At 41.8% G+C, this 26,158-nt stretch carries 25 protein-coding genes; 16 read left to right on the top strand and 9 right to left on the bottom strand.

All coding sequences use genetic code 11. From position 1 onward, the window contains the following. Nucleotides 1-65: 65 nt before the first annotated feature. The 3 genes from AC5JPY_RS00620 to AC5JPY_RS00610 all read left to right on the top strand — a co-directional run bounded on the left by AC5JPY_RS00620 (nucleotide 66) and on the right by AC5JPY_RS00610 (nucleotide 2,886). Nucleotides 66-1,019, top strand: a complete 954-nt coding sequence (locus AC5JPY_RS00620) for a lysophospholipid acyltransferase family protein (RefSeq protein WP_493851740.1) — start codon at nucleotides 66-68, stop codon at nucleotides 1,017-1,019. A 156-nt stretch (nucleotides 1,020-1,175) separates the two neighbouring features. Further along, nucleotides 1,176-1,976: a glycosyltransferase gene (locus tag AC5JPY_RS00615; protein WP_493851739.1), complete on the top strand. Its 801-nt coding sequence runs from the start codon at nucleotides 1,176-1,178 to the stop codon at nucleotides 1,974-1,976. A 52-nt stretch (nucleotides 1,977-2,028) separates the two neighbouring features. After that, nucleotides 2,029-2,886, top strand: coding sequence for a WaaZ-like lipopolysaccharide core biosynthesis protein (locus tag AC5JPY_RS00610; protein WP_493851738.1), 858 nt, complete (start codon nucleotides 2,029-2,031; stop codon nucleotides 2,884-2,886). 8 nt (nucleotides 2,887-2,894) lie between these two features. Here the strand turns inward: AC5JPY_RS00610 and AC5JPY_RS00605 are convergent, their stop codons facing one another. Further along, complete coding sequence (locus AC5JPY_RS00605) at nucleotides 2,895-4,022, bottom strand: glycosyltransferase (protein ID WP_493851737.1); 1,128 nt, start codon at nucleotides 4,020-4,022, stop codon at nucleotides 2,895-2,897. Between the two features lie 312 nt (nucleotides 4,023-4,334). On the opposite strand from AC5JPY_RS00605, the gene AC5JPY_RS00600 reads away from it, so the two are divergent. From AC5JPY_RS00600 to AC5JPY_RS00585, 4 genes are all read left to right on the top strand, one after another. Next, complete coding sequence (locus AC5JPY_RS00600; protein WP_493851736.1) at nucleotides 4,335-5,336, top strand: capsular polysaccharide biosynthesis protein; 1,002 nt, start codon at nucleotides 4,335-4,337, stop codon at nucleotides 5,334-5,336. A gap of 110 nt (nucleotides 5,337-5,446) precedes the next feature. Continuing rightward, nucleotides 5,447-6,613, top strand: coding sequence for a nucleotide sugar dehydrogenase (locus AC5JPY_RS00595; protein WP_493851735.1), 1,167 nt, complete (start codon nucleotides 5,447-5,449; stop codon nucleotides 6,611-6,613). Beyond that, nucleotides 6,613-7,626, top strand: coding sequence for an NAD-dependent epimerase (locus AC5JPY_RS00590; RefSeq protein WP_493851734.1), 1,014 nt, complete (start codon nucleotides 6,613-6,615; stop codon nucleotides 7,624-7,626). Before AC5JPY_RS00595 ends, AC5JPY_RS00590 begins: the two co-directional genes overlap by 1 nt. 83 nt (nucleotides 7,627-7,709) lie before the next feature. Continuing rightward, nucleotides 7,710-8,477: a hypothetical protein gene (locus tag AC5JPY_RS00585; protein WP_493851733.1), complete on the top strand. Its 768-nt coding sequence runs from the start codon at nucleotides 7,710-7,712 to the stop codon at nucleotides 8,475-8,477. Nucleotides 8,478-8,547: 70 nt separating this feature from the next. On the opposite strand, the gene AC5JPY_RS00580 is transcribed toward AC5JPY_RS00585, so the two are convergent. The 6 genes from AC5JPY_RS00580 to glnE form a co-directional block, all read right to left on the bottom strand. After that, entirely contained in the window at nucleotides 8,548-9,657 is a 1,110-nt protein-coding gene (locus AC5JPY_RS00580; RefSeq protein WP_493851732.1) for a glycosyltransferase, read from the bottom strand. A gap of 65 nt (nucleotides 9,658-9,722) precedes the next feature. Next, nucleotides 9,723-10,802, bottom strand: coding sequence for a glycosyltransferase (locus AC5JPY_RS00575; protein ID WP_493851731.1), 1,080 nt, complete (start codon nucleotides 10,800-10,802; stop codon nucleotides 9,723-9,725). Nucleotides 10,803-10,866: 64 nt separating this feature from the next. Beyond that, nucleotides 10,867-11,733 (bottom strand): glycosyltransferase, encoded by an 867-nt coding sequence (locus tag AC5JPY_RS00570; protein WP_493851730.1) that lies wholly within the window; start codon nucleotides 11,731-11,733, stop codon nucleotides 10,867-10,869. 108 nt (nucleotides 11,734-11,841) lie between these two features. Then, entirely contained in the window at nucleotides 11,842-12,678 is an 837-nt protein-coding gene (locus AC5JPY_RS00565; RefSeq protein ID WP_493851729.1) for a glycosyl transferase, read from the bottom strand. A gap of 106 nt (nucleotides 12,679-12,784) precedes the next feature. Next, the gene (locus AC5JPY_RS00560; RefSeq protein WP_493851728.1) at nucleotides 12,785-13,714 is read right to left on the bottom strand and encodes a branched-chain amino acid transaminase; all 930 of its coding nucleotides are present in this window, start codon (nucleotides 13,712-13,714) and stop codon (nucleotides 12,785-12,787) included. Nucleotides 13,715-14,022: 308 nt separating this feature from the next. After that, entirely contained in the window at nucleotides 14,023-16,887 is a 2,865-nt protein-coding gene (glnE, locus tag AC5JPY_RS00555; RefSeq protein WP_493851727.1) for a bifunctional [glutamate--ammonia ligase]-adenylyl-L-tyrosine phosphorylase/[glutamate--ammonia-ligase] adenylyltransferase, read from the bottom strand. A gap of 429 nt (nucleotides 16,888-17,316) precedes the next feature. Between glnE and tusD the strand changes: the two genes are divergently transcribed. From tusD to AC5JPY_RS00535, 4 genes are read left to right on the top strand one after another with little or no spacing between them, the layout of a single operon-like run. After that, a complete protein-coding gene (gene tusD, locus AC5JPY_RS00550) occupies nucleotides 17,317-17,775 on the top strand; it encodes a sulfurtransferase complex subunit TusD (protein ID WP_493851726.1) in 459 nt (152 codons plus the stop codon). 52 nt (nucleotides 17,776-17,827) lie between these two features. After that, complete coding sequence (locus AC5JPY_RS00545) at nucleotides 17,828-18,151, top strand: hypothetical protein (RefSeq protein WP_319050353.1); 324 nt, start codon at nucleotides 17,828-17,830, stop codon at nucleotides 18,149-18,151. A 48-nt stretch (nucleotides 18,152-18,199) separates the two neighbouring features. Beyond that, nucleotides 18,200-18,529, top strand: a complete 330-nt coding sequence (locus AC5JPY_RS00540; protein ID WP_493851725.1) for a hypothetical protein — start codon at nucleotides 18,200-18,202, stop codon at nucleotides 18,527-18,529. A 32-nt stretch (nucleotides 18,530-18,561) separates the two neighbouring features. Beyond that, nucleotides 18,562-18,888: a TusE/DsrC/DsvC family sulfur relay protein gene (locus AC5JPY_RS00535; protein WP_319050440.1), complete on the top strand. Its 327-nt coding sequence runs from the start codon at nucleotides 18,562-18,564 to the stop codon at nucleotides 18,886-18,888. Between the two features lie 87 nt (nucleotides 18,889-18,975). Here AC5JPY_RS00535 and AC5JPY_RS00530 read toward each other — a convergent pair whose 3' ends face one another. Further along, nucleotides 18,976-19,536, bottom strand: a complete 561-nt coding sequence (locus AC5JPY_RS00530; protein WP_493851724.1) for a tRNA (cytidine(34)-2'-O)-methyltransferase — start codon at nucleotides 19,534-19,536, stop codon at nucleotides 18,976-18,978. A 261-nt stretch (nucleotides 19,537-19,797) separates the two neighbouring features. Here AC5JPY_RS00530 and AC5JPY_RS00525 point away from each other — a divergent pair, with 261 nt between their 5' ends. Further along, entirely contained in the window at nucleotides 19,798-19,938 is a 141-nt protein-coding gene (locus AC5JPY_RS00525; RefSeq protein ID WP_057759705.1) for an entericidin A/B family lipoprotein, read from the top strand. Between the two features lie 122 nt (nucleotides 19,939-20,060). On the opposite strand, the gene hemW is transcribed toward AC5JPY_RS00525, so the two are convergent. Then, nucleotides 20,061-21,362: a radical SAM family heme chaperone HemW gene (hemW, locus tag AC5JPY_RS00520; protein WP_493852704.1), complete on the bottom strand. Its 1,302-nt coding sequence runs from the start codon at nucleotides 21,360-21,362 to the stop codon at nucleotides 20,061-20,063. A 316-nt stretch (nucleotides 21,363-21,678) separates the two neighbouring features. On the opposite strand from hemW, the gene AC5JPY_RS00515 reads away from it, so the two are divergent. From AC5JPY_RS00515 to accC, 4 genes are all read left to right on the top strand, one after another. Continuing rightward, complete coding sequence (locus tag AC5JPY_RS00515) at nucleotides 21,679-22,173, top strand: EVE domain-containing protein (protein ID WP_319050350.1); 495 nt, start codon at nucleotides 21,679-21,681, stop codon at nucleotides 22,171-22,173. Between the two features lie 408 nt (nucleotides 22,174-22,581). After that, a complete protein-coding gene (locus AC5JPY_RS00510) occupies nucleotides 22,582-23,949 on the top strand; it encodes an MATE family efflux transporter (protein WP_319050438.1) in 1,368 nt (455 codons plus the stop codon). A gap of 239 nt (nucleotides 23,950-24,188) precedes the next feature. Then, nucleotides 24,189-24,620, top strand: a complete 432-nt coding sequence (accB, locus tag AC5JPY_RS00505) for an acetyl-CoA carboxylase biotin carboxyl carrier protein (RefSeq protein ID WP_493851723.1) — start codon at nucleotides 24,189-24,191, stop codon at nucleotides 24,618-24,620. A 122-nt stretch (nucleotides 24,621-24,742) separates the two neighbouring features. After that, nucleotides 24,743-26,098 carry an acetyl-CoA carboxylase biotin carboxylase subunit gene (gene accC, locus AC5JPY_RS00500; RefSeq protein WP_493851722.1) on the top strand — a complete coding sequence of 452 codons (1,356 nt, stop codon included), beginning with the start codon at nucleotides 24,743-24,745 and terminating at the stop codon, nucleotides 26,096-26,098. Nucleotides 26,099-26,158: the final 60 nt, after the last annotated feature.

Here is a 26,158-nt window from a genome sequence, read left to right as displayed (position 1 = left end):
CCTTTGATGATGCGTAGTTGCTATCTACCGTGCTTGTTACGTGATTCATTGCCATGTGAGTGGTTATGAATCCGTATCATATTTTCAAATTCGTGCCACTGTCTGTACTGCAGATGCTGGCACGTTTTGTCGCTTGGGTTATCGTTAAGATACCTAATCTAAGTATCATGCGCACCATTCGTATCAATATGGCGCTGATTACTGGTACCTTGTCTGAGCAGCAAAAGCGCGCACTAACTAAAGACATCATCTACCATCAATGTTTGACCAGTATCGAATCTATCAAAAGCTGGGCGATGCCACCTGAATGGAGCATTGCTCAGATTCGTGACGTCCATAATAAAGACATTCTATTAGAAGGGCTTGCCAATCCCAATGGCATGCTTGCCATCGTACCCCATCTTGGTACCTGGGAGATGATGAACGCCTGGCTCAATCAGTTTGGTTCGCCAACTATTATGTATAAGCCTGTAGACGGCAGATTCGCTAATGAGTTTATCCTGCAAGGTCGTGCGCGTCTTAATGCCACGTTGGTACCTACCGATGGTAGCGGCGTAAAAGCCGTCTTTAAAACCCTCAAGCAAGGGGGCTTTAGTATTGTACTGCCAGACCATGTCCCAGATCCCTCAGGCGGCGTTGTCGTGCCCTTCTTTGGTGTCAAAACATTAACCAGCACCCTTGCCTCAAAATTGGCGAGCAAAACCAAATGCGCCTTAGTTGGTCTCGCATGTATTCGTCGTACTGATGGACGCGGTTTTGATATTTACTGCTATCAGCTCGATAATTCTGCTTTATACGACCGTAATGCTGAAGTGGCGACTCATGCGCTCAATCAGGCTATGGAGCACATGATCAACGATCATTGCAGTCATTATATGTGGGGCTACCGACGGTTTAAACGTATACCTAATTTAGGCAACCCTTACCGAAAGGATAAAGCAAAACTAGCAGCTTTTATTCAAGCACATCATGCTACTACTGATCGTTCCAACAATGATCTTAACGGCTCTCAGCGATAGCACCGAGCTTAATAATCGCTAGCAACAACCGTGCTATCATGTAATGATTTAGACATATCATCAATCACAGTTATGCTAGTATTGCCTAACTTTCAAATTCTTTTCTTTTTTATTGATCCTATATCCACCTTATCATTATCTCATCACGAGTGTATTATGACATCTGACGTAACCAAAGCCGTACCTACAGACCCAGCGCAGCGCAGTAGCGGCACTACTGAACAGCGTTATATTATTTGTATGAAATGGGGCGATAAATATGGTCCCGAATACGTCAATCGTCTCTACAACATGGTAAGCCGTCATCTGACACTAGATTTTCAAATGGTTTGTTTGACCGATGACAGTACAGGTATCGATCCTGCGATTGCTTGTTACCCCATACCTGAGATGGATTTGCCTGCAGGTCCTGAACGTGGCTGGAAAAAGCTCACAACCTTTAAGCCTGAGCTGTATGATTTAAAAGGTGTGGCACTATTTTTGGATATTGACATCGTCATTGTTGATAATATCGATGCTTTTTTTACTTATGTAGCAAAGCATGAAGATAGTGTGGTCATCATTCGCGATTGGAAAAAACCATGGCGTATGATTGGTAATAGCTCTGTCTATCGTTTCAATATTGGTATGAACACCTACCCTGATCTATTGGCAAACTTTGAGCGAAATTTTGAGACCATTCGCACTCAAGTACGTCATGAACAGGCCTACCTGTCTAACTACCTGCGTGAGCATCATCATCTAGAGTATTGGGATAAAACATGGTGCGTGAGTTTTAAATACCAATGTATCGCGCCCATTCCGTTTAACTTTGTGCGAGCGCCCACACTACCTGACGATGCAAAGGTTGTTATATTCCATGGCGAGATTAATCCACCAGACGCCATTGCTGGTAGCGGCGGCAAATGGTATCGGCATGTGAAGCCAAGTCCTTGGTTAAAAGAACACTGGCAGTAAACGTTTAGTCATTAAAATATCAAATAATTGAGGTCAACTACTGGAAAATGGTATGGCGTTGTATTTAAGGTTACCGACCACTGCTAGTTTCAATATTGATAACGAGCTCGTCGTTATTAATGCTTTTAATGCTAATGAAGCAGAGCAAAGTTTGCTTGGAAAAGACGTCAATATTATCGCCTCAGGTCCATCAATACAGCAGCTGGTATTGTCAGATTTATCAGACACACCAACTATCTTTGTAAACGGCAGTATCAGCCTTACCGCAGAGCATGATTTCAATGATATCGTCGGCTATGTTATCAGTGATGCCCGCTTTATCAATCATCAACCTGAAATTCTACGGCAGCATTATACGGGGCAACCTTTATACGCGACATTGGCTGTCTTTGAAGCAATGGCAACCACTCACCCGGACATCATGCGCACTTACCATCATGCCATGCGAGTATTGTATCCGGTGGATAGACCGTGGGGGGTTAAGTCAAATAAGCTATCATTCAATAAGCTTATATTTAAGAAAAAACGACTGAATAAAAAAACGCCATTGTCTTACTTTATAAACCATCCAAACTTTGTCATTGCGAGCACTCATAGCGCTGCTGAAATTGGCGTTTCTCTTAATGTCACTCATGGATTTGTCGAGGCAGGTACCGTTGCTTATGTCGCCACCCAACTGGCTTTTTCTCGTCTTGCAGCTACTATTCATCTATACGGTATTGACTTACTCAATAGTGATCAACCGCGTTTTTATGAAAACGATGGCAACAGTGCGCCAAGTACATTGAGTAAAGTTATGAGCGAGCGCATTGTGCCTTCCTTTAACTTACTGGGTAGAGCGTACAGAGCACATGGGGTTACTGTTATCAATCATTCGCCCGTCTCCAAAGACTTATTTAATGGTCTATAATCTTTTTTCTAACTTTCATTACCTAGTAAATTCGATATGAGACCAAATTCCAAATATTGCTGCGCGATATGTTTCGGCAATAGTTGCTCATTTAATGGCACTATATAACGTATAAGATTGTCTACCGCTTGATCGATAAGTATGGCCAATCCTTCAATGTCTCCAACAGCTATCAAGTTTTTAGTTGGTAACAGCTCCCTTGGACCAAAAGGACAGTCGGTACTGATCACGGGTACACCAAGTGCTTGCGCTTCGACAATAACATAGCCAAAACCTTCGAACTTAGAGGTGACTAACATCAATGCCGCTGACGCAATCAGAGGATAAGGATTGGTCTGAAAACCCAAAAACCTAACATGGTTATTAATATTAAGCTCAACTGCTAACGCCTTAATCTCTGTTTCAAGCGTGCCTTTACCCACCAGTACTAGCGGCAGCTTCTGCGCCGTCTGTGCATAGGCCTGTAATAGCTCGCGATGCCCCTTCATAGTGTCAAATGAGGCAACATGAATCATATACTGTTTATGGGTTAAACCAAATGCTTCAATATGTGATGTTTGCGATGATTTGCTTTTGATCCAAGCAGCGTCGCAAGGATTATAGATTGTTGTGGTAGCAGTCACTTCTCCTAAAAGCGAGACTAAGTCTTTACGTGCACCTTCACTGACGCAGCTACAAGGGTGTGCACCATACACCATTTTTAAATGATTAAGAGTCTGTACTGGTGTGTCTAATAACTGATGCTCGAACTGTTTAGATAGCGCTGTATGTAGCACGTTTACGACATTTGGCAATCGGCTATACGTCATGATCCAGTTCAATTTATAAATGTTAACCAAGGTTAGATTTGGTGTTCCTATTTGACTAAGCACATAATCGTCAATACGCGTCGCAACTTTCTTATAAGCCTGTGCCTGTTTGGAACCTGGATCAAGATTTTGCTCAATGAACACTTCATCGTATGGTACGACATGATAGTGAATACCAGTATCTAACGGCATATCCTGAGTCCCTTCCAGACATAGTATATGTACGTTATAGCCCATCTGTACATAAGTACTCGCTAGCGTAGTAACCATACGCTCAGCACCGCGACCTTCAAGCGCTTTTAGAATAAATAAAATAACGGGTGGCATGCGTGTCTCAGCTTAGCTTGGTAAGCGTATTAGTATGATTGATTGACCAAATAAGTGTATCAATAGCCATATTTATTGCAGCATTCTGGCTTTATATGCTAGTCTCATCTACCTTTATCCTCCTGATTTTAATTAATTAAGTATAGGCGTAACTGGTCTGCCTGCCCATAGCAAACTTGTGATAAACATTGTTCTTATAAATTGATGAAGCCTTGGTAACACTGATATCAGTAAATATCGTAGCTGAGCTAACGTCACTACTAAAAATAATAGCATTTTGATAAAATGTATTCCCAAAAGGTAGGATCTATTATGAAGCAGTTTAATGAAAAAGTAGTAGACGTTGTCATCGCTTGGGTGGATGGCGCAGATCCTATCCTCAAACAAAAAAGAGAGCATTATAAGTTAGGTAAGGCAGTAGCGTCAGATGCGACATCTGCGACGCGTTTCGCAAGCGACGATGAGATATATTATAATATTGCCTCTATCATCAAATACATGCCTTTTTGCCGTCATATCTATATTGTCACCGATGAACAGAAACCTGCATTTATCGATGAGTTTGCCAAGCAGAATATCTGCTCGACAGATAAAATACGTATCGTCGATCATAAAGAAATATTTTCAGGTTATGAGCAGTTTTTGCCTACGTTTAATACTCGGTCAATTGAGACAATGATATGGAATATCGAAGGGCTATCTGACTATTTTATTTATATGAACGATGATTTCTTTTTTAATCAGCCTGTGACGATAGATGACTTCTTAGATGGTAACCACCTGATCATTCACGGTCAGTGGCGCAATAATGCTGTTTTGAGCGCTAAGCTTAATTTCCGAAAATCTCGCTTGAAATTATTTGGTACCCCCGTTCAACCACGCCATACTATAGCCCAAATGTTAAGTGCTAAAATATTAGGTATGGATCAATTTTTTGAGATACACCACTACCCTCATATTGTTGATAGAAATATTTTAAAAGCTCACCTGTTAAATAACCCTAAACTGCTAGAAGAACAGATAAAATATAAATTCAGGGATGTTGCACAGGTCAATCCTATAACCCTGATGAATCATCTGAAAATTCAAAAGAGTGAAGTACATTTAAAATCTGATACCTCTGTCAATTATCTAAAAAATGAGAGTAGCGTAGAAGATTTTGTTCTTGCATTAGAAGACAAAACCATCAAATATGGTTGCATTCAAAGCTTGGACCTACTCAAGCCAGATTTGCACAATAAAATCAGCCAAGCCATGACACATAAACTCGCAGCTTATCTACCTACGTCTGTGGTAGCAAGCATTAATGAATAAGTCTAAAGCAGGTTAGCTCAAGCTTGAGCAGCTACCAATCTTAAACAACTATAAGAACTAGCCAATTTTGGTTTGAACCAATAAAAGCATAAACATTACTTGGATATATTATGAAAATAACAGTCGTAGGTACAGGCTACGTAGGTTTATCAAATGCAATGCTACTGGCACAGCACAATGAAGTTATCGCTGTCGATGTGGTTGCTGAAAAGATAGAGATGTTAAATACCAAGCAATCTCCTATTGAAGATGAAGATATTGAAGACTTTTTATCGCATAAAAACCTCAACTTTTCTGCGACGCTGGATGCCAGTACAGCTTACAAAGATGCTGACTTTATCATCGTTGCCACACCAACTGATTATGATACTAAGACCAACTATTTCAATACCTCCACAGTAGAAGCGGTCATTGAACAAGTACTCTTAGTCAACCAGCAAGCGACTATTATCATAAAGTCTACAGTACCAGTGGGTTATACAGCAAGTATCAGAGAACGTTACGCGACTGATCGCATTATTTTTTCACCTGAATTTTTGCGCGAAGGTAAAGCACTACATGACAACCTTTACCCTTCTCGAATCATTGTAGGTGCACAGTCTGAGCAGGCTCACGTGTTTGCCAACTTATTGCTTAAAGGCGCAATCAAAAAGGACGTACCGCTATTATTTGTAGAATCTACCGAAGCTGAAGCGATTAAGTTATTTTCTAATACCTATCTAGCGATGCGCGTGGCTTATTTTAATGAGCTTGACACTTATGCTCAAACCTTTGGACTTGACACCAAACAAATCATCGAAGGTATCGGCTTAGACCCACGCATTGGTGATCATTATAATAATCCTTCATTTGGCTATGGCGGTTACTGTCTCCCCAAAGATACCAAGCAGCTACTGGCAAATTACGATGAAGTACCAAGCAACCTGATAAAGGCTATTGTCGATTCTAATAGAACTCGCAAAGATTTTATTGCTGATAAAGTTATCGAAAGACAGCCAAAGATCGTAGGCATACATCGCTTAGTAATGAAAAGCGGGTCAGATAATTTTAGAGCGTCTGCGATCCAAGGTATCATGAAGCGTATCAAAGCAAAGGGGATTGAAGTCGTTGTCTATGAACCTGTGTTGAAAGAAGATAATTTCTTTAACTCGCGGGTTATTAAGGACTTAGAAACCTTTAAATCAATGAGTGATGTGATTGTCGCCAACCGCTTATCTGATGAGATAAAAGATGTGGCGGACAAAGTATTTACTAGAGATCTATTTGGGAACGATTAATGAAAATTTTGGTCACTGGTGCGGCGGGCTTTATTGGTTTCCACTTAATCAAAGCATTATTGGAAATGGGCGTATCTGATAGCGAATATTGTATTATTGGTATCGATAATATCAATGACTATTATGATGTAGATTTAAAAAAAGAGCGTTTAAGAATATTAGGTGAGATAGCATCGCCAGACACATTTACGTTCATCAAGTTAGACCTTGCTGATCGCGAAGCCATGTCTGAGCTTTTTGCCACCCATCAATTCGATACCGTTGTTAATCTGGGCGCTCAAGCAGGCGTACGCTACTCTATCGAAAACCCAAATGCCTATATCGACTCAAACGTGGTTGGATTCGTCAATATATTAGAAGGGTGCCGTCACCACGATATCAAGCACTTGATTTATGCAAGCTCGAGCTCTGTTTATGGTATGAATATCAAACAACCATTTACCACCGCTGACTGCGTTGACTTTCCTATCAGCTTGTATGCGGCTACGAAAAAATCAAACGAGCTGATGGCACATAGCTATAGTCATTTATACAATATCCCTACCACAGGTCTGCGCTTTTTTACGGTTTACGGCCCTTATGGTCGACCAGATATGGCATATTTTTCTTTTACTAAGAAAATTTTGGCGGGCGAACCCATCAACGTCTTCAATAATGGTGTTATGCAACGTGACTTTACGTATATTGATGATATCGTCAACGGCATTATTCGTACAATCAACAAAGCGCCCTCTCCTCAGTGTTCTACTATCACAACAGCAACCGCCCCCTACAAGATTTATAATATTGGTAACAATCAGCCAGTCACGCTGCGGCGTTTCATTACTGCTATCGAAGACGCATGTGGTAAAAAAGCGCAGGAAAACTTATTACCCATGCAAGCAGGTGATGTGCCTATTACCTATGCTGATATAGATGAGTTAGTAGAGGATATCGGCTTTAAACCTGAGACTAGTATCGAAGAGGGTATTAAACAATTTGTCGATTGGTATCAACGATATTATTCAGTTTAGATAAGCAGTGATAATCTTTAAGACTTATATTATAGAGATTAAAACGCTAGCATCTTTGTATTTTTTCAAAGGATTTTGATGACATGACCACACCTGCAAACTGGCAAAAAAAACTGCTATTACTGTTTCGAAGCGAAAAAAGACTAAATGCAGGTAAGGTTGTCAATAACTATAATGACAAAAGTTTTGATGAGATGAAAGCGACAACGATTACTGAGTCGATGTGTGATATTAAAGCGTTAACCGATGAGCGCAAAAGCACAGATTTAGAAAGTCATTTAAATAATTTGAAATATAAATCACTTGGTGAATCTGAGCTCTGCTTTTATCATAATACTCTTGTTATCTTGATACGCCGTAAATATAAGATAGCTAAAACGTTTGCTGAATTTGAGAGATTATGGGAGGCGGAAAGCGGCTACTTATTAGAGCACCTCTCGCTACGCTGGATTGTTTCTGCCTGCGACACATTCATTGACCATTCAGACGATACTTGTAGAGCAGCTATCTTGATGAATGTCGTGACTCTCATGAATACTTTGCGCACTTACGAAACCAAAAACTTCCTGCAGTTACCCGCTACTTCTGAATCTCTGCCATTGCTAACTGAAAAAACCGATATGCTTTATGCAGGTGATCTGCCTCTATACGATGGTCTTACTTATTTTCGCATCGGCACTGATGACAGCTTGAGAAACATGCGCAAACGTTATAGTAAATTTCAGAAAGTCGATAAATTAGCCACTAGAATACTATTATCTGTTTTTGAGAAACTACAGCATACTGATAGTGCGTTTGCCACATTACGAGCATTACACAGAGACGATTGGTCTAAATGGTGGTTGGATTAGGCTACCTTTTTTATACTTTTACTCAGAACCACTGCTTTCGATTTTTATCGATGCTACGACTAAGAAGAACCTAATTACTGCTTGCCATAAACTCTATATATTGTTGAGCAATATTCGTTGGTAGCAGCTCATTATCGAATGTGGACTCATACACACTAGCATCTATCATTGCCTCATCCATTTTTTCTGCTAAAGCGTCAATATCTCCTACAGGAACAAGATTGTATGATGGTAATAGCTCACTTGGACCTGATGGGCAGTCTGTACTGATGACAGGCGTGCCTAAAGCCAGTGACTCAGCAATGACTCGTCCAAACCCTTCGAATATTGATGATAACACCATAAACTTTGCCTTCCGGATATAGGGATACGGATTCTTTTGAAAACCTAAAAAATGTACATGATGGTCTAGATCTAAAGAGGCAACCAACATCTTCATTTGCTCTAACAACGCTCCCTCACCTAACAACAAAAGCGGAACCATTTTTCTTGTTTTTGCATAGCTTCTAAGTAAGACCTCATGAGCTTTTTGAGTCTTAAAACTACCGACATGAATAATATAACTATTAAACTCTGGCTCAAACTCTGACGCCGATTGCATGATCTGTATTTGGTCAATCGGGTTATATATTGTCGTGGTATTTGTAACACCTAATGTAGACTGAAAGTCTTTTTCGACTCCTTTGCTAATACATATGCAAGGATGCCGAGAATATATATTGCTTAACCTTTTCTCATTTGCTTTTTTGCCTTGGCTTCTAAACAACTCAATTTTTTTAGAAAGATTATTTCTAATTACGTGTGCAATATTAGGTAGCTTGCTGTGGCGCAAGACCATATCAGCTTTGTCTAAATTCGCAAGCGTCAGTATTGGAGTGCCAATCTCTTTGATCACGTATCTGTCTAATACTTTTGCAAAGTACCAGTGCCTCAGTTGTTTAGTAGGTATAGACTTATAGTCGTTCAAGTCAATCTGATGATAGGAAATATCATCGCTGAGTTCGTAAGATGTTTTAGATTTGAAGCGTAGAATATGGACGTCGTAACCTAACTCATGAAAACCTTGCCCAAGAGTTAAAACCGAACGTTCGGCACCCCCGCCTTGTAGGCAATTAATCACAAGTAACACTTTTTCTTTCTTATTCAGATCTTCTTTTATTTCTATAGTATTATTAATCATGTATCAGGTATTCTTAAAGATAAGTATTTCGATTTAAAAAAACAGTGATATCACTGTTTTTTCAGTTATTGCTTCTGAGTGAACTCTGCGTATTTTTCTGCTATTTTGACTGGTAGCAGCGCTTCATCAAATGGCGCACAAAATGCTTGTGGATCACTCATAGCTTGACGCATTTTTTCAGCAATGGCATCAATATCACCCATTGGCATCAAGTTACTTTCTGGCAGTAACTCACTTGGACCTGATGGACAGTTGGTACTAATAACAGGCGTATTTAGTACGAGGGCTTCGGCAATAACCAAAGCAAAGCCTTCCCAGTCAGAGGTTAATATTTTGAATTGCGCATGCTTAATATAGGGAAAAGGGTTGTCACGAAACCCTAGAAATACCACTTTGCCTACTAAACTCAACTCTGCCACCAGCTGCTCTGTCTCAGTCTTGTGCTTGCCCTGACCTAAGAGTAATAACGGCATAGATTGATCAGTCTGTGCGTAAGCCTTTACTAAGATATCATGACGTTTTGCGTCTTTGAAACTGCCAACATGAATAATATAGTTTTGATATTCAGGAACAAAAGCATCAGCCTGCTTTTGAATACTTTCTCTATCAATTGGATTGTGAATGGCAGTGGTTGGCGTAATACGACCAAAGCTCTTGATAAAATCTTTTTGCGCGCCCTCACTCACACACACACATGGGTGCTTTGCGTATATCTCCACCATTCTTTGCTTTAATTGCTCAGCATCGTGATTTTTATTAAACTTGTAGAGTAATGACACTGTGTTATGAATAATATAAGTGATATTAGACAGCTTGCTACTACTTAGAATACTATCTGCACGATCTAGATTAGACAAAATGACGTCAGGCTGACCGATATGTTGCAGAACGTATTTATCAACAGCGCGCGCAAACACTCTATCGCGTCTTTGTGCCCCTGGTATTAATTTGTAGGGCTTAAATTTTAGGACATGATAATTAAGGTTCTGGCTCAAATCATACTGTACCAGTGGCTTGAATCTTAGAATATGTACTTCGTATCCTAATTCATAAAACCCTTGCCCCAATGTCAACACAACACGTTCCGCACCGCCGCCTTGTAAACAATTAATAACGAGTAACGCTATTTTTTTATGCTGCTTCATAAACGACAACCTATAGAATAAATCTTTGACTTTTTAAAAAGGTTTATCACTGCTTCATTAAAAACTAGCGTTTGAATAGTTTTGAGAAAAATGACTTAGAGGCATGTGGACGAGTTACCTTATTGCCAATATAACCTTGCTGAGATTTTTTAGGGAAATCACCAAAAGGCTCAACCCGATAATTATCTAAACAATATTTATTATCAAGCGCTTCATTATAATAGATATCAAAAACCTCGGACAAATCCTCTCTTGGGTGCGGCATTACCTCACCATCAAACCAATGCTCAATCCCTTCTTTTTTCACTCTTGGCAGTGCATATTTATGACTAAATTGCGTACCCATATCTGAGTAATGCAAAATCCTAATATCTTCTAATGCTAGGTCCTCACCGTCTATACAGTTGTAACTGTCTTGATAAGGCTCAATCAGTTGTGTATTTTTTTTGAAGACAGCCATCATCTCTTTATGGCTTTTAGGATCTTTCCTGAGCCTTTGTGTTGGTAGAACAATACTTTTTGCAGCTTTACAATCCCATACGCACGTGCATAGTCGTGTCATATCAGCATTTGTCTTGGCAGCTACTATAGACTGCCCTTCAATAGGGTGCTGCCATAACTTTACTAGATCATCTAATATGACAACATCGGCATCCATATAGATAGCTCGTCCAGAATAATTACAGTATTCCGGAATTGCCCAGCGAAATCCTGAAAACGGCGTTGACCATTTGATGGTATTCCAACCATCACCAGTCTCAGGATTGGAATACCAATAGCTGCTAGGATCACGCGACAACTGCATCCACACTATCTCAACAGGTACACTGGTATGTTTATGAATACTATAATCTAATACCATCATCTGCTCTAGATCACAGTTATTTGGGTCACAGCCAACAAAGACTTTAATAGTATCTTCTGTGTTCATAATTTTATCCGCTTACTGGAGAGTTTGTTCTATTCTAATTTCCATTAGAATAAAGCACCTCAATACTGACTTCTACTAATGCAATAACGCTCAAATATAACGTTCAGCCTACTCTTTCCAATACTTCTCAATCCATCCTACTGGCAAAATAAAATGACGCAAATGACGTAGTGGTCTTTTTAGGTTTTTGGGCTCAGTCAGTCTTTTTAGATGGTCTTTGGCATTATTGGCCGCGTTTTTGTTGTATCTACCTTCAATAGCATGGGTTGGATACAAGTCGCCTGGGAAGATAACAATACGAGCGCCTTTAGGAATCTTTGGCTCTTTAATATAGTTAAGTGGAAATGGCTGACGGCACTTACGTCTAAAATGGGCGACCCATGCCTTTGGAAACAGTTTCACGCCACCTGGCGCATTACGAGTAACAAAACGCTGCTCAAAACGATATTCATCAGCGATACCTTGTGGATCTGCTTTGAACTTCTCTTGTAGTGACACAAGTGAGCCTACCTGAAATCTAAAGCAAGACGTCTGTCCCAAGCGCTCTAATGGATTACTTGGGTTATAAGATAAAATCACGTCATCTGGCGCGCCATATTCAAAGAAAGGGTCAAGACTATCTACTATAATGACATCCAAATCTACAAACAGTACTGTGCCTGTCAAATCACCTAGCTTTTCACCCCACAAACGAGATTTTGGCCATTTACCAAGTGTATTGGTTGGCATACTAACATCAAGTGGTGGCAACTCTTGACACTCAATCTCTGGACGCACATCGGTTGTATCATCGGTAAAACAAACAAAACGAAACGGCGGTGTGATATTGCGAGACACCATACCATAAAGTTTATTGGCATAATCAGCACCGTACTTTGTGCCCCATTTGATACAAATAATTTGCTTGATGTTTTTATTATCTACTATATTAGAATCTGTTGGCATTGACTGCTCGCTTTAATCTTATGAATAAATATGATGGCTATATTAGCATAAAAAAAAGACTGAACAATTATGTTCAGCCTTTTCGGTCTTCAAAGTAGTGACATTGTTAATCAATAAAGCTTAACCAGTCCATATACTGTTCATTACGACCATGCACCACATCGAAATACAAGGTTTGTAGTTTTTCAGTGATTTCACCGCGGCCACCGTTACCGATGATGCGATCATCATATTCGCGGATAGGGGTCACTTCAGCGGCTGTACCTGTCATAAAGATCTCATCTGCTAGGTAAAACTCATCACGAGTAATACGACGCTCAACGACTTTAATTCCTAAGTCATCAGCAAACTGAATAATAGTACGACGCGTGATACCATCAAGTGCACCGCCCGCTAGATCTGGTGTATGTAACACGCCATCTTTTACCAAGAACAAGTTTTCACCAGCACCTTGGCAAACATACCCTTGCGGATCCATCAAGATAGCTTCGTCGTAACCATTACGAGTAACTTCTTGGTTTGCCATAATAGAAACAGGATAATTGCTTGATGCTTTTGCCTTACACATGGTCACGTTGGTCATGTGATGCGTAAATGAAGAGGTTTTTACGCGGATACCGTTTTTGATACCTTCTTCACCAAGATAAGCACCCCAATGCCAAGCGGCAACCATAGCATTGATGCTGTTTTCACGTGAAGACAAACCAAGTTTTTCTGCACCAACCCAAATGAGTGGACGAATATACGCTTCTGCTAAGTTGTTTTGTTTGACTACGTCCTTATGCGCTTGCTCTAGTGTCGCCGCATCAAAAGGCACATCCATTTGGAAGATTTTTGCTGAACCAAGCAGACGCTCAGTATGCTCCTTTAGGCGAAAAATAGCCGTGCGATTGTCAGCCGTTTGGTAAGCGCGCACACCTTCAAACACAGCCATGCCGTAATGCAAGCTGTGTGTAAGCACGTGAACTTTAGCATCTGGCTGTTCAATTATTGTGCCATTCATCCAAAGCTTACCATCTTGTGTTGCCATATTCATTTTATAGTCCTTATGCTAGCACTGACGTCTAACTTTTTTAGGTAGGTTTTATTTAACAGTAGTGATTAACACCCTATGATAACACTGCAGTGCTTTTATTTATTGCTTAAAATCCAGCATTATTATGATAAATGGCTGACAGTGCTATGACGATGCGCGACCGATTATATCACTGGCCGTGTTGGCAAATGAAATCTTTTGGTTTGGGAGCACATGGCTTTTAATTACGCTTTTAAATTATCATAGGGCTCTACAGTGTAAGCGTCTCTGTAGCTATCAGCAAGACCCTAATAATACAAACCTCGGTATCACTTGTTGGCAGATTCGACACCCATTAGGTGTTGCCACTGTGCTTGTACCAATGCACGTGTCTCCTGCCAAAGTGACTCATCGACCAGCAACGACTGCTCCGATAATGCCAGTTGATGCGTGGCAGCACGTATCCTGAGATAAGCATCGCTTAAGTCTTGACAGACCTGCTCTTGCCATATACCAAGTAAGGCCACCTCTTCGAAGATACGAACGTTGTCGCTCCACTTGGTCAAGCTTGGATACTCATGCGAATAAGCCAATACCGCAAACTGTGCCAAGAACTCAATATCTACGATACCGCCTGCATCTTGTTTAAGATGGAACTTGCCTGCTTGTTGTTGCCATTGATTGGTACCCAAATGCTTCTGCATTTTGATACGCATACTGGTGACTTCACTACGTACTTGATCCAATGTCCGTGGTAGCGCCAACACATCTCGGCGAATATCACAAAAAAGCGCCGTCACCCGTCTGTCACCACAAATTGCTCGGGCACGTACCAGTGCTTGATGCTCCCACGACCAGGCTTTGTCCATTTGATACGTTTCAAACGCATGGTAAGACACCACCATCATGCCAGCATTGCCTGAAGGGCGTAGACGCATGTCAATCTCGTATGCTCTGCCATCTCGCGTTTGGGTATTGAGATAGTTCATCAATTTCTGTACCAAGCGCGCAGCAAATTTCATTCCGCTCACTGATTTTTCGCCTGTGGTCATGCCCCGCTCTTTTATCTTATGCAAAAACACCAAATCCAAGTCAGACGAGTATGAGAGCTCTAAGCCGCCAAGCTTTCCGTAGCCTATGATAGCAAATCCGCAATCAGCTTCAGTGACAGGGTCTCCATCTTGGCCGATAGGATAACCATAACGGTTGACGATCTCGGCAAAAGCACGCTCTAGTGCAGCCTCCAGTACTACTTCGGCAATATACGTCAAAGAGTCCGATACTTTCATGATTGGGCGCTCAGCCAATACATCGCTCGCAGCCACAGCCAATATTTGGTTTTTCTTGAATAGTCGTAAAACGCTTAGTAGCTCTTCTTCGTCGTTCGGCTCGACGCGCAGTAGCTGTTGACGCAAAATATCACGCAGTTCACGCTTGTCTGGCAAATGACGGTAGCGCTGCTGTAAAAAGGTGTCTAGCAATACAGGATACTGTGCCAGCTCTTTTGCAATCCATGGGCTGGCAGACAGCATCGGGATCAGCTCAATCGTTGCATTGGGGTTTTCTGCAATCATGACCAGATAGATGGAACGACGGCAAATCGCTTCAAGCAATGAAATCAGTCGAGGCAAGGCGGCATTAGCAAGTTTTTGCTGCTCTTGATGGGCCAGTAGCGCATGGACAATAACAGGGTAAGCATCATCTAAGCGCTCTCTTGCTTCCTCACTTAAATTCACCACCATCTTTGATTGCCAAAAGCTCTGCAATAGCTCGCGATTATCTTCTGTTAATACCTCATTTAAACGAGCAATTTGTTCATCTAAGCGTTCGGGCTCGAGATCAGTGTCTTCGTTATCAGGTACTTGACGCTCGGTGACCATACGCTCAAATGGTACGTTGACGAGCTCTCGGTGACAATTAAGCTGATCTAGCAATGCACGCCAGTTTTCAAAATTGAGCGTCACGGCTAGATTATGCTGCCACTGCATATCATGTGGTAAGCGCTGGGTTTGCTGATCATTGATGGCTTGAATGCCATGCTCAAGCCGGCGCAAGAAACGATACGCAGCTTGTAAGTTATCGTAGGTTGACTGCTCTAGATATCCAAGCTCACGCAACACTTTCATTGCTTGTAGACAAGGTTTTGTTTGTAGCTGTGGATGCCGGCCACCATATATCAACTGAAATGCTTGTACAATAAACTCAATATCCCTGATACCGCCCGCACCAAGCTTGATATTGTCTAGATCTTCACGCTGTGCTACTTGATTTTGAATGAGAGACTTCATCTCTCTAAGTGCCGAGAATGCACTATAGTCAACGTAATAACGAAACACAAAGGGTTTAATCAGTGCCTGTATCTCATCATAAAACGGCTGTTCTATTTGTCCAACGACGCGCGCCTTTAACCAAGCAAAACGCTCCCACGCCCGCCCATGCATCGTGAAGTATTTTTGTAATGCCGACAGGTGAATGGCCAAATCACTACCATCACCCCATGGTCGCAGGCGCATATCCACTCGAAACACGAAACCATCAGCCGTCTTGTTATCGAGTAGTTTAATAATGCCTTGACCAAGCCTAGTCATAAAACGCTTGTTGTCTATACTACGTGTGCCTTTGGTTTTGTCACCATTGGTCTCACCGCGCGCTTGATGCACAAAAATTAGGTCGATATCACTTGATAAATTCAGCTCCTGAGCGCCAAGCTTACCCATAGCCATGATTGCCATGTCATCAATCTGTACATTACCTTGGACATTGATAAAGGTTGGCTCACCATATTTGGCAACTAAGTGCTGGTAGGTATAGCCTTTAGCAAAAGAAATACAACCATCTGCAAATTCAGACAACTCATCGGTCAATTGCTCAAGACTGATCATCTGTAAGGCGTCTTGCCAAATCCAGCGCATCATCAACAGTGTACGCAGATTACGCAAGCCGCTCATGACTTTGGCTTCATCAGCGAGTTGGTAGTTTTCATCCAGCGTATAATCTTGTATCAGATCATCAATTTGTTGACGAGTCAGCGTACTACTCAAAGGGTAACTACGCAAAAACGTCTGACATGAAACCGTTCGGCTCTCCCAAATCTGATAAGCAAATTCACTTGCTGTTTGTAGTACTTGTAGTTGCTCCGCTGTCGGCTGATAATCTGTACCACTGTTCATACGTGAGGGCATAGCAGGTAACATAGTGACAAAAACTCCTTACATAGAATGGTAAGACTACGTGAACCAAGCTCATAAGTTTATTGTTTTTTCTTACGAGACAGTCACAACGTCAAATAGATATACTCGGTATATCAGCACAAAAGATAAAGGCGCGTTTAGTAATTAGTCGCTCTATTTGATGTGAAGCGCTTTATGGTAGCATACTAAAATGCGTCGCTGATCCGTCACTGTCGTTACACCACTATAGCGACGTGGCAATGTATCTAAATGCTCTTCTCACCAATAAAAATAGTATTTTGATATAATAGTGTTTAAAGACTATATACCTGACCATAAACCAATGAAGCAAATCAAAGAAACAAACTGCTGTCTACAAAACAGTCGCAACCACTCACTACTATCTTCTAATTCTCATAACACTCTTATTGACAATATGTGATACCGCACCTTATGACTACTACTCCATTACTGCTCATCACTGCTGATCCCGCCCACCCACTGGCGCACCTAGCACTACGTTATGCACACGCTTATCTTATAGAGGCCTCAAACCATTCTGAGAATAGTAGAATTGACGATAACGACATAAACGATAGTGACAATCCTAACACCAAACGGGCGTTGCTCAATGTCTTTTTTTACGGCGATTCAGCTCATACTGCCAACCGTCTACGTTGGCAGTCAGCAGATCAAATAGATTTAACAAAAGAATGGCAATCGTTGGCTGAGCAGTATCAATTATCACTACCCGTTTGTGTCAGCACTGCACTGAGCCGCGGTGTGAGTGACGCTGACAACAGCACACGACATCAGCTAAAGGGTGCCAATCTTGCTGCAGGATTTACGCTAGTAGGACTCAGTGAGCTTGCTCTAATGATGCAAGATGACTGCCGATTGATACAGTTTTGATCGCATTACGATGACGACTGTCAACAGCGACAAACCTATTTAGGAATATAACATGAAATTATTAATTCAGTTGCATACGCCCACTGAAGCGGCTAGTTATGAGGGCTGTGCACTGGCGCTAACACTAGCAACATTTGGGCATGAGGTGCAGTTATCATTGGATGCGCCTGTATTTGGTTTGTTGATGCAAACGGAGTCCCGTTTGCACGGTATGATTCAGTCGCTTGATCTTTACGATATGCCCGCAGCTTGGCTACCTGACGATGTCTTTAGCGGTTGGGTCATTGGTATGCTACCGACAGATCTAGCATCACAGCTTACACTGGTACCAGAAATCATCAGCTCGCAAGACTTTGAGCAGATTTTAACTTTTTAAATGACTATATCATCAGAAAAATAACAAAACACATCATCGGATACTTTTATGGCGACTTTATATCAATTACACAGTACGATGGACACGCTCAGACGTAGCACTGAAGAGATGTCTCGCACTTGGCACAATGGCGACAGCATTGTTTTACTTGGTACAACAGTCGCTTTTATCGACTGGCTAAGTGCTTATTTAAATGATAATGAGATAGATGGCATCACTGCTATTTATGCCTTGACGGATGATGTCGCGCAGCTCTCGGCGAATACTACTGGCAAGCTAAATTTAGATACCAAGTTAGCGGGCACTTTAACAGACGCTGAATGGGTCAATCTGACTCAGGACCGTCAATTTGATAAAGTGGTGACCATTGCCTTATGACAGATCACAACTCCAAAACTAGTAACAACGTGATGATAGCAGCCACTGAGGCTGCATTGGATCAAGATGGTCACTTATGTGACCACACCATTTGGACGCCTGATATCGCGCAGCAACTGGCTGACACATTAGACGTTCATTTGAAAGCTGAGCATTTACAGGTTTTGCAGCAAGTGCGTGCATTTTTTGACAAGTTCAACCACGCGCCAGCCACACGCCCATTGATAAAATGGCTACAAAAAACCTTGCCAGAACATGACATTAGCAATCAAAAGTTGCAGCAGCTGTTTCATACTGGTTTGGTTGCACGTCATGTCAACCGCTTAGCGGGTCTACCCAAACCGCCAAACTGCCTATAATACATATCATTGCTTATTCTGTTTTTATGAAACAAGGATAATCAATCCTATCGGTCTTATCAGACAAATCGCTATTCGTTAAAGTAACTACTTTGGGTCGTAGACTGTCAAACTCTCATAACCGACACTACGACCTTCATCACCCAAAAACCCTTGCTGTCGCCATATTTCATACAGGCAGATAGCAACGCTGTTGGATAAATTTAAACTGCGCGAATCAGCCAGCATGGGTAGTCTTAGCCAATTATCAGCACCAATATCCTCACGTATATCCTCTGTAAGGCCTGCCGTTTCAGAACCAAATACCAGTGCGATATTAGGTACTACGTCGTCATTAGCCTCTTCAGCAGCTACTCGCCCGCCAAAATCATAATCGTAAAAGGGCTTACTCAGCTTAGTCGTCAACGCGGTAATGACATGGCAGTCCGCTATCTGTAACGCCTGCTTCGCTGCTGCCCAGTCATCATGTACTTGTAGATGCGCATATTCGTGATAATCGAGTCCTGCGCGGCGTAGTTTTTTATCATCAAGCTCAAACCCTAGCGGTTTTACCAAATGTAGTTGGGCACCACTATTGGCACACAGGCGAATGATATTGCCTGTGTTACTCGGCATCTTTGGGCCAACCAGCACGATATGAATGATCATGTTTATTTACTCCAAAAATGGTTAACGCTCTGTTATTTAAGTTTATGAGCGACAGGTAATTAAAAGTTACAGTTTACTGCCAATAATTACATTTTGATACTGTGCAGCGTTTTTAACTTTCTCTATGATGTCTGTAATGGATAACGCGATAGCATTTAAGTGTGACTGTCTCATCCAATACCCCTTCAGTGACGCTTAAGCAGACCGCTTTGCATCACTGTTGTTATTTATAACCATCCATTTATCTTTGAGGATACTATTATGAAAAAAGTAATCATCGCATCTTTAACTGCTATGTTCGTTCTAACTGGTTGCAACACGTTCAAAGGCTTTGGTCAAGACGTATCAAGTGCTGGCGATGCTGTCACTGGTGGCGCACAAGAAGTACAAAACAAAATCTAAGGTCTGATTTTTTTAGATTTGTTAAGGGCTTACCATTTTTTGGTAAGCCTTTTTTATTTTTGACCACTTATTCTTACATGGCCTTTGAGTACATCTTGTCACACGAAAGTGAATACTAAACATTATAAAAAAGCACGTAGTATCTGATTAAGGTAGCGCTGCCCTAACAGTGTCGGTTGTAACTGCGTATCACTGTCTATCAGCAACCTTTGTTTTATCAAACCAGCCACTTGCTCATTGATACTATCAAGATTCAGCCCCGTTCTTTCCTCAAACAATGACCAAGCCACACCTCCATGCAACCTCAGCGCATTCAACATAAACTCGCTTACCAGCTCATCACGATCAATCTCTTGCCAGCCAACCGTTTTGGGTGCGCTTTGCTTGATATGAGACTGCTCAGTGATATCTTTAGAACCCACGTAATCCTTCGGCATACGTGACTTACTGAATCGATAAATACCTGCTTCTGCTACTAGGTCAGTCTCTAGCATATTGCTTTGCGTTGACGGCTCATTGTTTAGGTTATAACCAACCGTCACTTTGCCATGCGCCCCTGCACCTATTGCTAAATAGTCGCCAAACTGCCAATAGTTTATATTATGACGGCATGGCTTGTCTGATGCGCCTGCCCATGCCGACACTTCATAGTTGCTATAGCCTAATTGCTGCAATAGCGACTGACCTGCTTGTTCAATATCTGCCAAGTTGTCTTCATCAGGTAAGACCGGCTGACTGCGATAGAACACGGTATTGGGCTCAATTGTCAATTGATACCAAGAAATATGTGTGGCGCCAGCGTTGTGTGCCATTTGAATGTCATTAAGAGCTTCTTTCATGGTTTGCTGCGGTAGACCGTGCATCAAATCGACATTAACACGCGTAAATCCAGCAGATTTGGCAGCTTTAATTGCTGATAATGCTTGCACAGGGTCATGGATACGTCCAAGCGCTGTCAGCTTATCAGCAGCGAAGCTCTGTACGCCGATAGACAGCCGATTGATGCCAACCTCTAGATACTGCGCAAATGGCGCATGCTCAAGCGTACCTGGATTGGCCTCCATCGTGACTTCTATATCTGCTGCAAACTCAAAACATGACCGTAAACCAGAGAACAATCGCTGATACTGAGCAATAGGTAACAAAGATGGCGTGCCACCACCGATAAATATAGAAGAAATTTTGCGACCTTGCACCAGTGATTGCTGCATTGCGGCATCTAGCAGTAACGCATCGACATAGTCATCATACATGGAGATCTGACTGTCTACAGGCAACTCATGCGAATTAAAATCACAATAAGGACACTTCTTCACACACCACGGAATGTGAATGTAAAGAGACAATGGAATGTCAGTCACGTCTACCGCGATAGTAGCCGTCGTTGGTTCAGTAAGACTTAATGTATTTAGGTCGTTTGGCATGCTTTCTGTATTCACTTTGGGCATAAATAAACTTATTTTGTAGTGAGCAATAATAATCGATATCAAAAGTAACGTTAGGATAGCGACTAGATGGGATAAAGAAAAGCCTATCTATCATAAAACTATTAACAAAAACACGTATAAACGCTCTATTCACCATGACAACTTATGGGCAGTATATAGAGACTCTATTAAAAACAGCCTCTACTAAGAATAGACACGATTTAAAACATGTTTGAGGGTGAGTTAATAGAAACTAACCCTAATAGTTTTAAGAACGAATTAAAGAATAAACAAAAATTCAAAGGATAGATATATGGCGTATTGGTTAATGAAATCCAACCCTAAATTTTTTGGTATTGAAGATTTGCAGCGCTTGGGCACCGACGGTTGGGACGGTGTTCGTAACTACCGCGCGCGTAACTTTATGCGTGATGATATGAAAGTTGGTGACAAGGTTTTCTTTTATCACTCTAGTGCCAAACCCTCTGGTGTGGCTGGTATTATGACCGTGAGCCAAGCAGGCTATCCTGACCCTAGCCAGTTTCACCCTGAGCATCGACACTACGACCCTATTGCGACCGAAGAAGCGCCGCGTTGGTACATGGTAGATCTCACTTTTGAGCACGCTTTTACCGAGGTGTTGCCCTTATCAGAGCTAAAATTCTTGCCTGCGCTCGAAGATTCCTTACTACTGAGAAAAGGCTGTCAACAATTAACAGTGATCCCATTAGAACCCAAGCACTGGCGCGCGATTATGAATATGGCGGAGACACTTGAGATATTACCAGAGCAGACAACGAATCATTGATTAACTTATTGATTCAACATATCACTTATCTGTGATAAGCAGTGAAGTACAAAGCGTCTATGATTAATATGTATATAGACCCTTCAAAGCGTTGACATCGTAGCGCCGCTTCTTTACCATCTTATCTATATATGACCTGTCAATCCACTGCTTGGATCGACGGGTTATTTTTATTTTAGTGTCTTTATTTTAGAACCCTTATTTTAAGACCTTGATTTTCATTGCTGTGCGTGGTCTCTATAAGCTTACTCATATCGTTTATCAGGGCATCATCATTGGCACCACTTTTCTGCTCATGCTACCACTTTAGTTTTGATGCATTGCTCTCTTAGGATTCATAACAGTGTTGGCTTATTCATAATAACGCTCTTAATAACAATTACCGCAAAGAATAAAAAGTTGCTCACCATGGTTTTTCCATTGTCTTTCAAAGATTTTAAAAGCTACAGTTTACGCCTAGGCGTACTCGCCCTACCTATCTTGATCACTCAGTTTTGCCAAGCAGCACTTGGTGTTGTTGACGCTATCATGGCAGGCCAGGTGTCTGCGCTTGATTTGGCAGCAGTGGCAGTTGGGTCTGGTATTTGGCTCCCACTGTTTTTGTTAGCGACAGGTATATTAATCGCGACGACCCCTCTGATTGGTGAGGCGGTTGGTCAAAACCAGCATGATCAGGTTCCACATATCACGCAGCAGTCCTTATGGACCGCAGGGGTGATTGGGATTATTGGGTTTATTGTTGTCAATTTGGCACCCAATGTTCTGGGTCTCATGGGTGTACCTGAGAATATTCAGCCGATCGCAACACAGTATTTGCATGGTGTGTCCTTTGGTTTCCCTGCACTAGCAGTCTATGCCGTACTGCGCAGCTACTGTGAGGCACTGGGTCGACCTGAGCCTGTGACTGTCATTAGTATTATTGGTCTGATGGCCGACATACCGCTCAACTATATCTTTATTCATGGTTTATTTGGTATGCCTGAGATGGGCGGAGCTGGCTGCGGTGTAGCGACCGCATTAGTATTATGGATAAATGTGCTTTTATTAGCCGCTTATACGGGCTTTACCAAGCGAAAAGAATTTGCCACTACTCGCTTTTTTTATGGTTTTACACGTCCAAATCGTACACAGATTAAAAAACTTTTAAAGCTTGGTATACCTATTGGTATTTCTATCTTTTTTGAAGCCAGCTTATTTAGTTTGGGAGCCTTGGTTATTAGTCCATTGGGTGAGATTGCGACAGCAGCGCATCAGGTGGCTCTATCCGTGACCTCACAACTGTTCATGATACCTATATCCGTTGCTATGGCACTCACTATCATGATCTCAAATCGATTTGGTCAAAAAAATCTCTTGGCACTACGCCAAGTGCAAGCTACTGGGCTTATTTGGACAGTCCTGATTGCTGTTGTTTGCATGCTCGGTATATGGTTATTTAGGCCAGAATTGGCAGCTGCATTTACTGATAACCCCGTTGTGAGAGCTCAGTCTATGCACCTGCTTATCTTTGCCCTTGCCTACCAGCTCTTTGATGGCTGGCAGGTCAATGTCGCTGGCATATTACGCGGTATGCAAGATACGACGATACCGATGTGGGTGACGCTCTTTTGCTATTGGTTGGTTGCATTACCGCTGGGTATTTATTTAGTGCGTTTCACTGATGTTGGTGCACAGGGGTTTTGGATGGCACTCATAACTGGTCTGTTTTTATCCTCTATCCTATTGACACTGCGTCTACGTTACCAACAAAAACGTCTGACAGCACTGTGGGGCTAACATCGATGATAGAGCACCTTATCTCACAACATGACTGGCGCTACTTAGTGACATAGACTATGATAAATCGTAGAAGATTTCTTGCTAAACAAAGCGCTTACGTCAAAATATGTAAAAATTCTCAGTTAACAACTGTACATTGATTGCTCATTGACCTGAATCTAGGTATCATTAGCAACTAATTAGACAATATTTAGTTACACTATTTCTCGAATTTAGTACAAGGCCAGATAAAAACTATGGATATTGAAAAAATACGCACCCTCATCGCCCTTATGGAAGAAAGTGAACTGGTGAATTTAGAAATCAGTTCAGATGATGAACATATTAGTTTGACTCGTCACTATGATGCGCCTGTACCAGCTATGATGGCAGCCCCTACTGCTGGCACTGCACCAATGGCAGCTGCTGATGCAAAACCTGCGGCAAGAGCTGGAAACGTCGAAAGCTCACCTATGGTAGGTGTGTTCTATTCAGCACCAACGCCGAATGATCCACCATTTGTAAAAGTCGGGCAAAAAGTTCAAGCAGGTGATACCTTAGGTATTATCGAAGCCATGAAAATCATGAATCCACTTGAAGCGACTCAAAGCGGTATCATTGATGAAATCTTGGTAGACAACTCTGAAGTCGTACAGTTCGGCCAACCTGTCATACGCTATAAAGCGTAACGATATTTGCCATACTTTATTTCATAATGGCTGAGTTTTGGTGTACTTATCGTATCAATATTGAATAACACGATGCTATATTAAACTTGGTCAATGACTGACGCTTCGACAAGGATGAACCCATGATAAAAAAATTGCTCATTGCCAATAGAGGTGAGATTGCCCTGCGCATCGTTCGAGCTTGTAAAGCGCTAGGTATTGAAACAGTAGGTGTCTACTCTACCGCTGACGCCAATTTGATGCACCTGCGCTTTGTTGATGAGGCAATTTGTATTGGCAAACCTAATGCCAACCAAAGCTATCTGGATATCAATACCATCTTAACCGCTGCTGAAATCACTGGCGCAGATGCTATCCACCCAGGCTATGGTTTTTTGTCTGAAAATGCCGAATTTGCTGAACGAGTAGAAGAAGCAGGATTGACTTTCGTTGGTCCAAATGCTGATCACATCCGCTTGATGGGCAATAAAGTCTCTGCTATCAACGCGATGAAAAAAGCAGGCGTACCGACTGTGCCGGGCTCTGTTGGCGCTGTGACACTCCACAATGCTGAAGAGCAGGCACGTAATATCGGTTTTCCATTACTGATCAAAGCCGCCTCTGGTGGCGGTGGACGCGGTATGCGTGTGGTTGAGCGCTTTGATGAGTTGGTTGGTCAAGTACAAGCTGCAAAACAAGAAGCTGAGCTATGGTTCGGTGATGATACGGTCTATATGGAGCGCTATCTACAAAACCCACGCCACGTAGAAGTACAGGTACTTGGTGATGGGAATGGTAATGCCATCCATCTGTATGACCGTGACTGCTCATTGCAGCGTCGTCACCAAAAAGTACTAGAAGAAGCGCCTGCACCAGATATCCCAGATGATGTACGCGAACCAATTCTAAAAGCTTGTGTGAAAGCCTGTGAGCTTGTGAAGTATCGCGGTGCTGGTACGTTTGAGTTTTTATTTGAAAACAACGAGTTTTTCTTTATTGAGATGAACACTCGAGTGCAGGTTGAACATCCCGTAACTGAGATGATTACTGGTATCGATGTCGTTGTCGAGCAGCTCAAAATCGCCGCTGGTTATGGTCTATCTTATCGCCAAAGTGAGATTGAAATCCAAGGTCATGCGATCGAGTGCCGTATTAATGCTGAAGATCCAGCGACCTTTGTGCCGTGCCCTGGTACTATTAGCCAATTGTTCACACCAAGTGGTTCTGGTATTCGTTTTGACTCGCATTTATATCCTGGTTATGAAATACCGACTTATTATGATTCACTGATCGGTAAGCTTATCTGTCACGGTCAAACGCGTCAGCAAGCTATCGCTAAGACAGTACATGCCCTTGATGAATTAATCATCGAAGGTATCAAGACCAATATCCCACTTCATCGTGATGTGATTTTGGCGGATGATCAGTTTGTTCAAGAAGCACAAAACATTCACTATCTTGAAAGAGAGATGTTGAATGCGGACAAAACCAAGAAATAATCATAAATTACAATAGTTAGAGCTTTGATAGCTAGAGGCTAGATAGTTAAAGACTTTAAT

Source organism: Psychrobacter sp. H27, assembly GCF_059072655.1.
This window is presented reverse-complemented; position numbering and strand designations above follow the sequence as displayed.

Excerpts from the sequence above, each read along its gene's own strand:
- AC5JPY_RS00525 (WP_057759705.1), top strand. The coding sequence starts at position 19,798 with ATGAAAAAAGTAATCATCGCATCTTTAACTGCTATGTTCGTTCTAACT.
- AC5JPY_RS00510 (WP_319050438.1), top strand. The coding sequence starts at position 22,582 with ATGGTTTTTCCATTGTCTTTCAAAGATTTTAAAAGCTACAGTTTACGC.
- AC5JPY_RS00570 (WP_493851730.1), bottom strand. The coding sequence starts at position 11,733 with ATGAACACAGAAGATACTATTAAAGTCTTTGTTGGCTGTGACCCAAAT.
- AC5JPY_RS00605 (WP_493851737.1), bottom strand. The coding sequence starts at position 4,022 with ATGCCACCCGTTATTTTATTTATTCTAAAAGCGCTTGAAGGTCGCGGT.
- AC5JPY_RS00610 (WP_493851738.1), top strand. The coding sequence starts at position 2,029 with ATGGCGTTGTATTTAAGGTTACCGACCACTGCTAGTTTCAATATTGAT.
- AC5JPY_RS00540 (WP_493851725.1), top strand. The coding sequence starts at position 18,200 with ATGGCGACTTTATATCAATTACACAGTACGATGGACACGCTCAGACGT.
- AC5JPY_RS00620 (WP_493851740.1), top strand. The coding sequence starts at position 66 with ATGAATCCGTATCATATTTTCAAATTCGTGCCACTGTCTGTACTGCAG.
- AC5JPY_RS00595 (WP_493851735.1), top strand. The coding sequence starts at position 5,447 with ATGAAAATAACAGTCGTAGGTACAGGCTACGTAGGTTTATCAAATGCA.
- glnE (WP_493851727.1), bottom strand. The coding sequence starts at position 16,887 with ATGTTACCTGCTATGCCCTCACGTATGAACAGTGGTACAGATTATCAG.
- AC5JPY_RS00600 (WP_493851736.1), top strand. The coding sequence starts at position 4,335 with ATGAAGCAGTTTAATGAAAAAGTAGTAGACGTTGTCATCGCTTGGGTG.
- AC5JPY_RS00535 (WP_319050440.1), top strand. The coding sequence starts at position 18,562 with ATGATAGCAGCCACTGAGGCTGCATTGGATCAAGATGGTCACTTATGT.
- AC5JPY_RS00575 (WP_493851731.1), bottom strand. The coding sequence starts at position 10,802 with ATGAAGCAGCATAAAAAAATAGCGTTACTCGTTATTAATTGTTTACAA.
- accC (WP_493851722.1), top strand. The coding sequence starts at position 24,743 with ATGATAAAAAAATTGCTCATTGCCAATAGAGGTGAGATTGCCCTGCGC.
- AC5JPY_RS00615 (WP_493851739.1), top strand. The coding sequence starts at position 1,176 with ATGACATCTGACGTAACCAAAGCCGTACCTACAGACCCAGCGCAGCGC.
- AC5JPY_RS00515 (WP_319050350.1), top strand. The coding sequence starts at position 21,679 with ATGGCGTATTGGTTAATGAAATCCAACCCTAAATTTTTTGGTATTGAA.
- hemW (WP_493852704.1), bottom strand. The coding sequence starts at position 21,362 with ATGCCAAACGACCTAAATACATTAAGTCTTACTGAACCAACGACGGCT.
- AC5JPY_RS00560 (WP_493851728.1), bottom strand. The coding sequence starts at position 13,714 with ATGAATATGGCAACACAAGATGGTAAGCTTTGGATGAATGGCACAATA.
- accB (WP_493851723.1), top strand. The coding sequence starts at position 24,189 with ATGGATATTGAAAAAATACGCACCCTCATCGCCCTTATGGAAGAAAGT.
- AC5JPY_RS00580 (WP_493851732.1), bottom strand. The coding sequence starts at position 9,657 with ATGATTAATAATACTATAGAAATAAAAGAAGATCTGAATAAGAAAGAA.
- AC5JPY_RS00585 (WP_493851733.1), top strand. The coding sequence starts at position 7,710 with ATGACCACACCTGCAAACTGGCAAAAAAAACTGCTATTACTGTTTCGA.
- tusD (WP_493851726.1), top strand. The coding sequence starts at position 17,317 with ATGACTACTACTCCATTACTGCTCATCACTGCTGATCCCGCCCACCCA.
- AC5JPY_RS00565 (WP_493851729.1), bottom strand. The coding sequence starts at position 12,678 with ATGCCAACAGATTCTAATATAGTAGATAATAAAAACATCAAGCAAATT.
- AC5JPY_RS00530 (WP_493851724.1), bottom strand. The coding sequence starts at position 19,536 with ATGATCATTCATATCGTGCTGGTTGGCCCAAAGATGCCGAGTAACACA.
- AC5JPY_RS00545 (WP_319050353.1), top strand. The coding sequence starts at position 17,828 with ATGAAATTATTAATTCAGTTGCATACGCCCACTGAAGCGGCTAGTTAT.
- AC5JPY_RS00590 (WP_493851734.1), top strand. The coding sequence starts at position 6,613 with ATGAAAATTTTGGTCACTGGTGCGGCGGGCTTTATTGGTTTCCACTTA.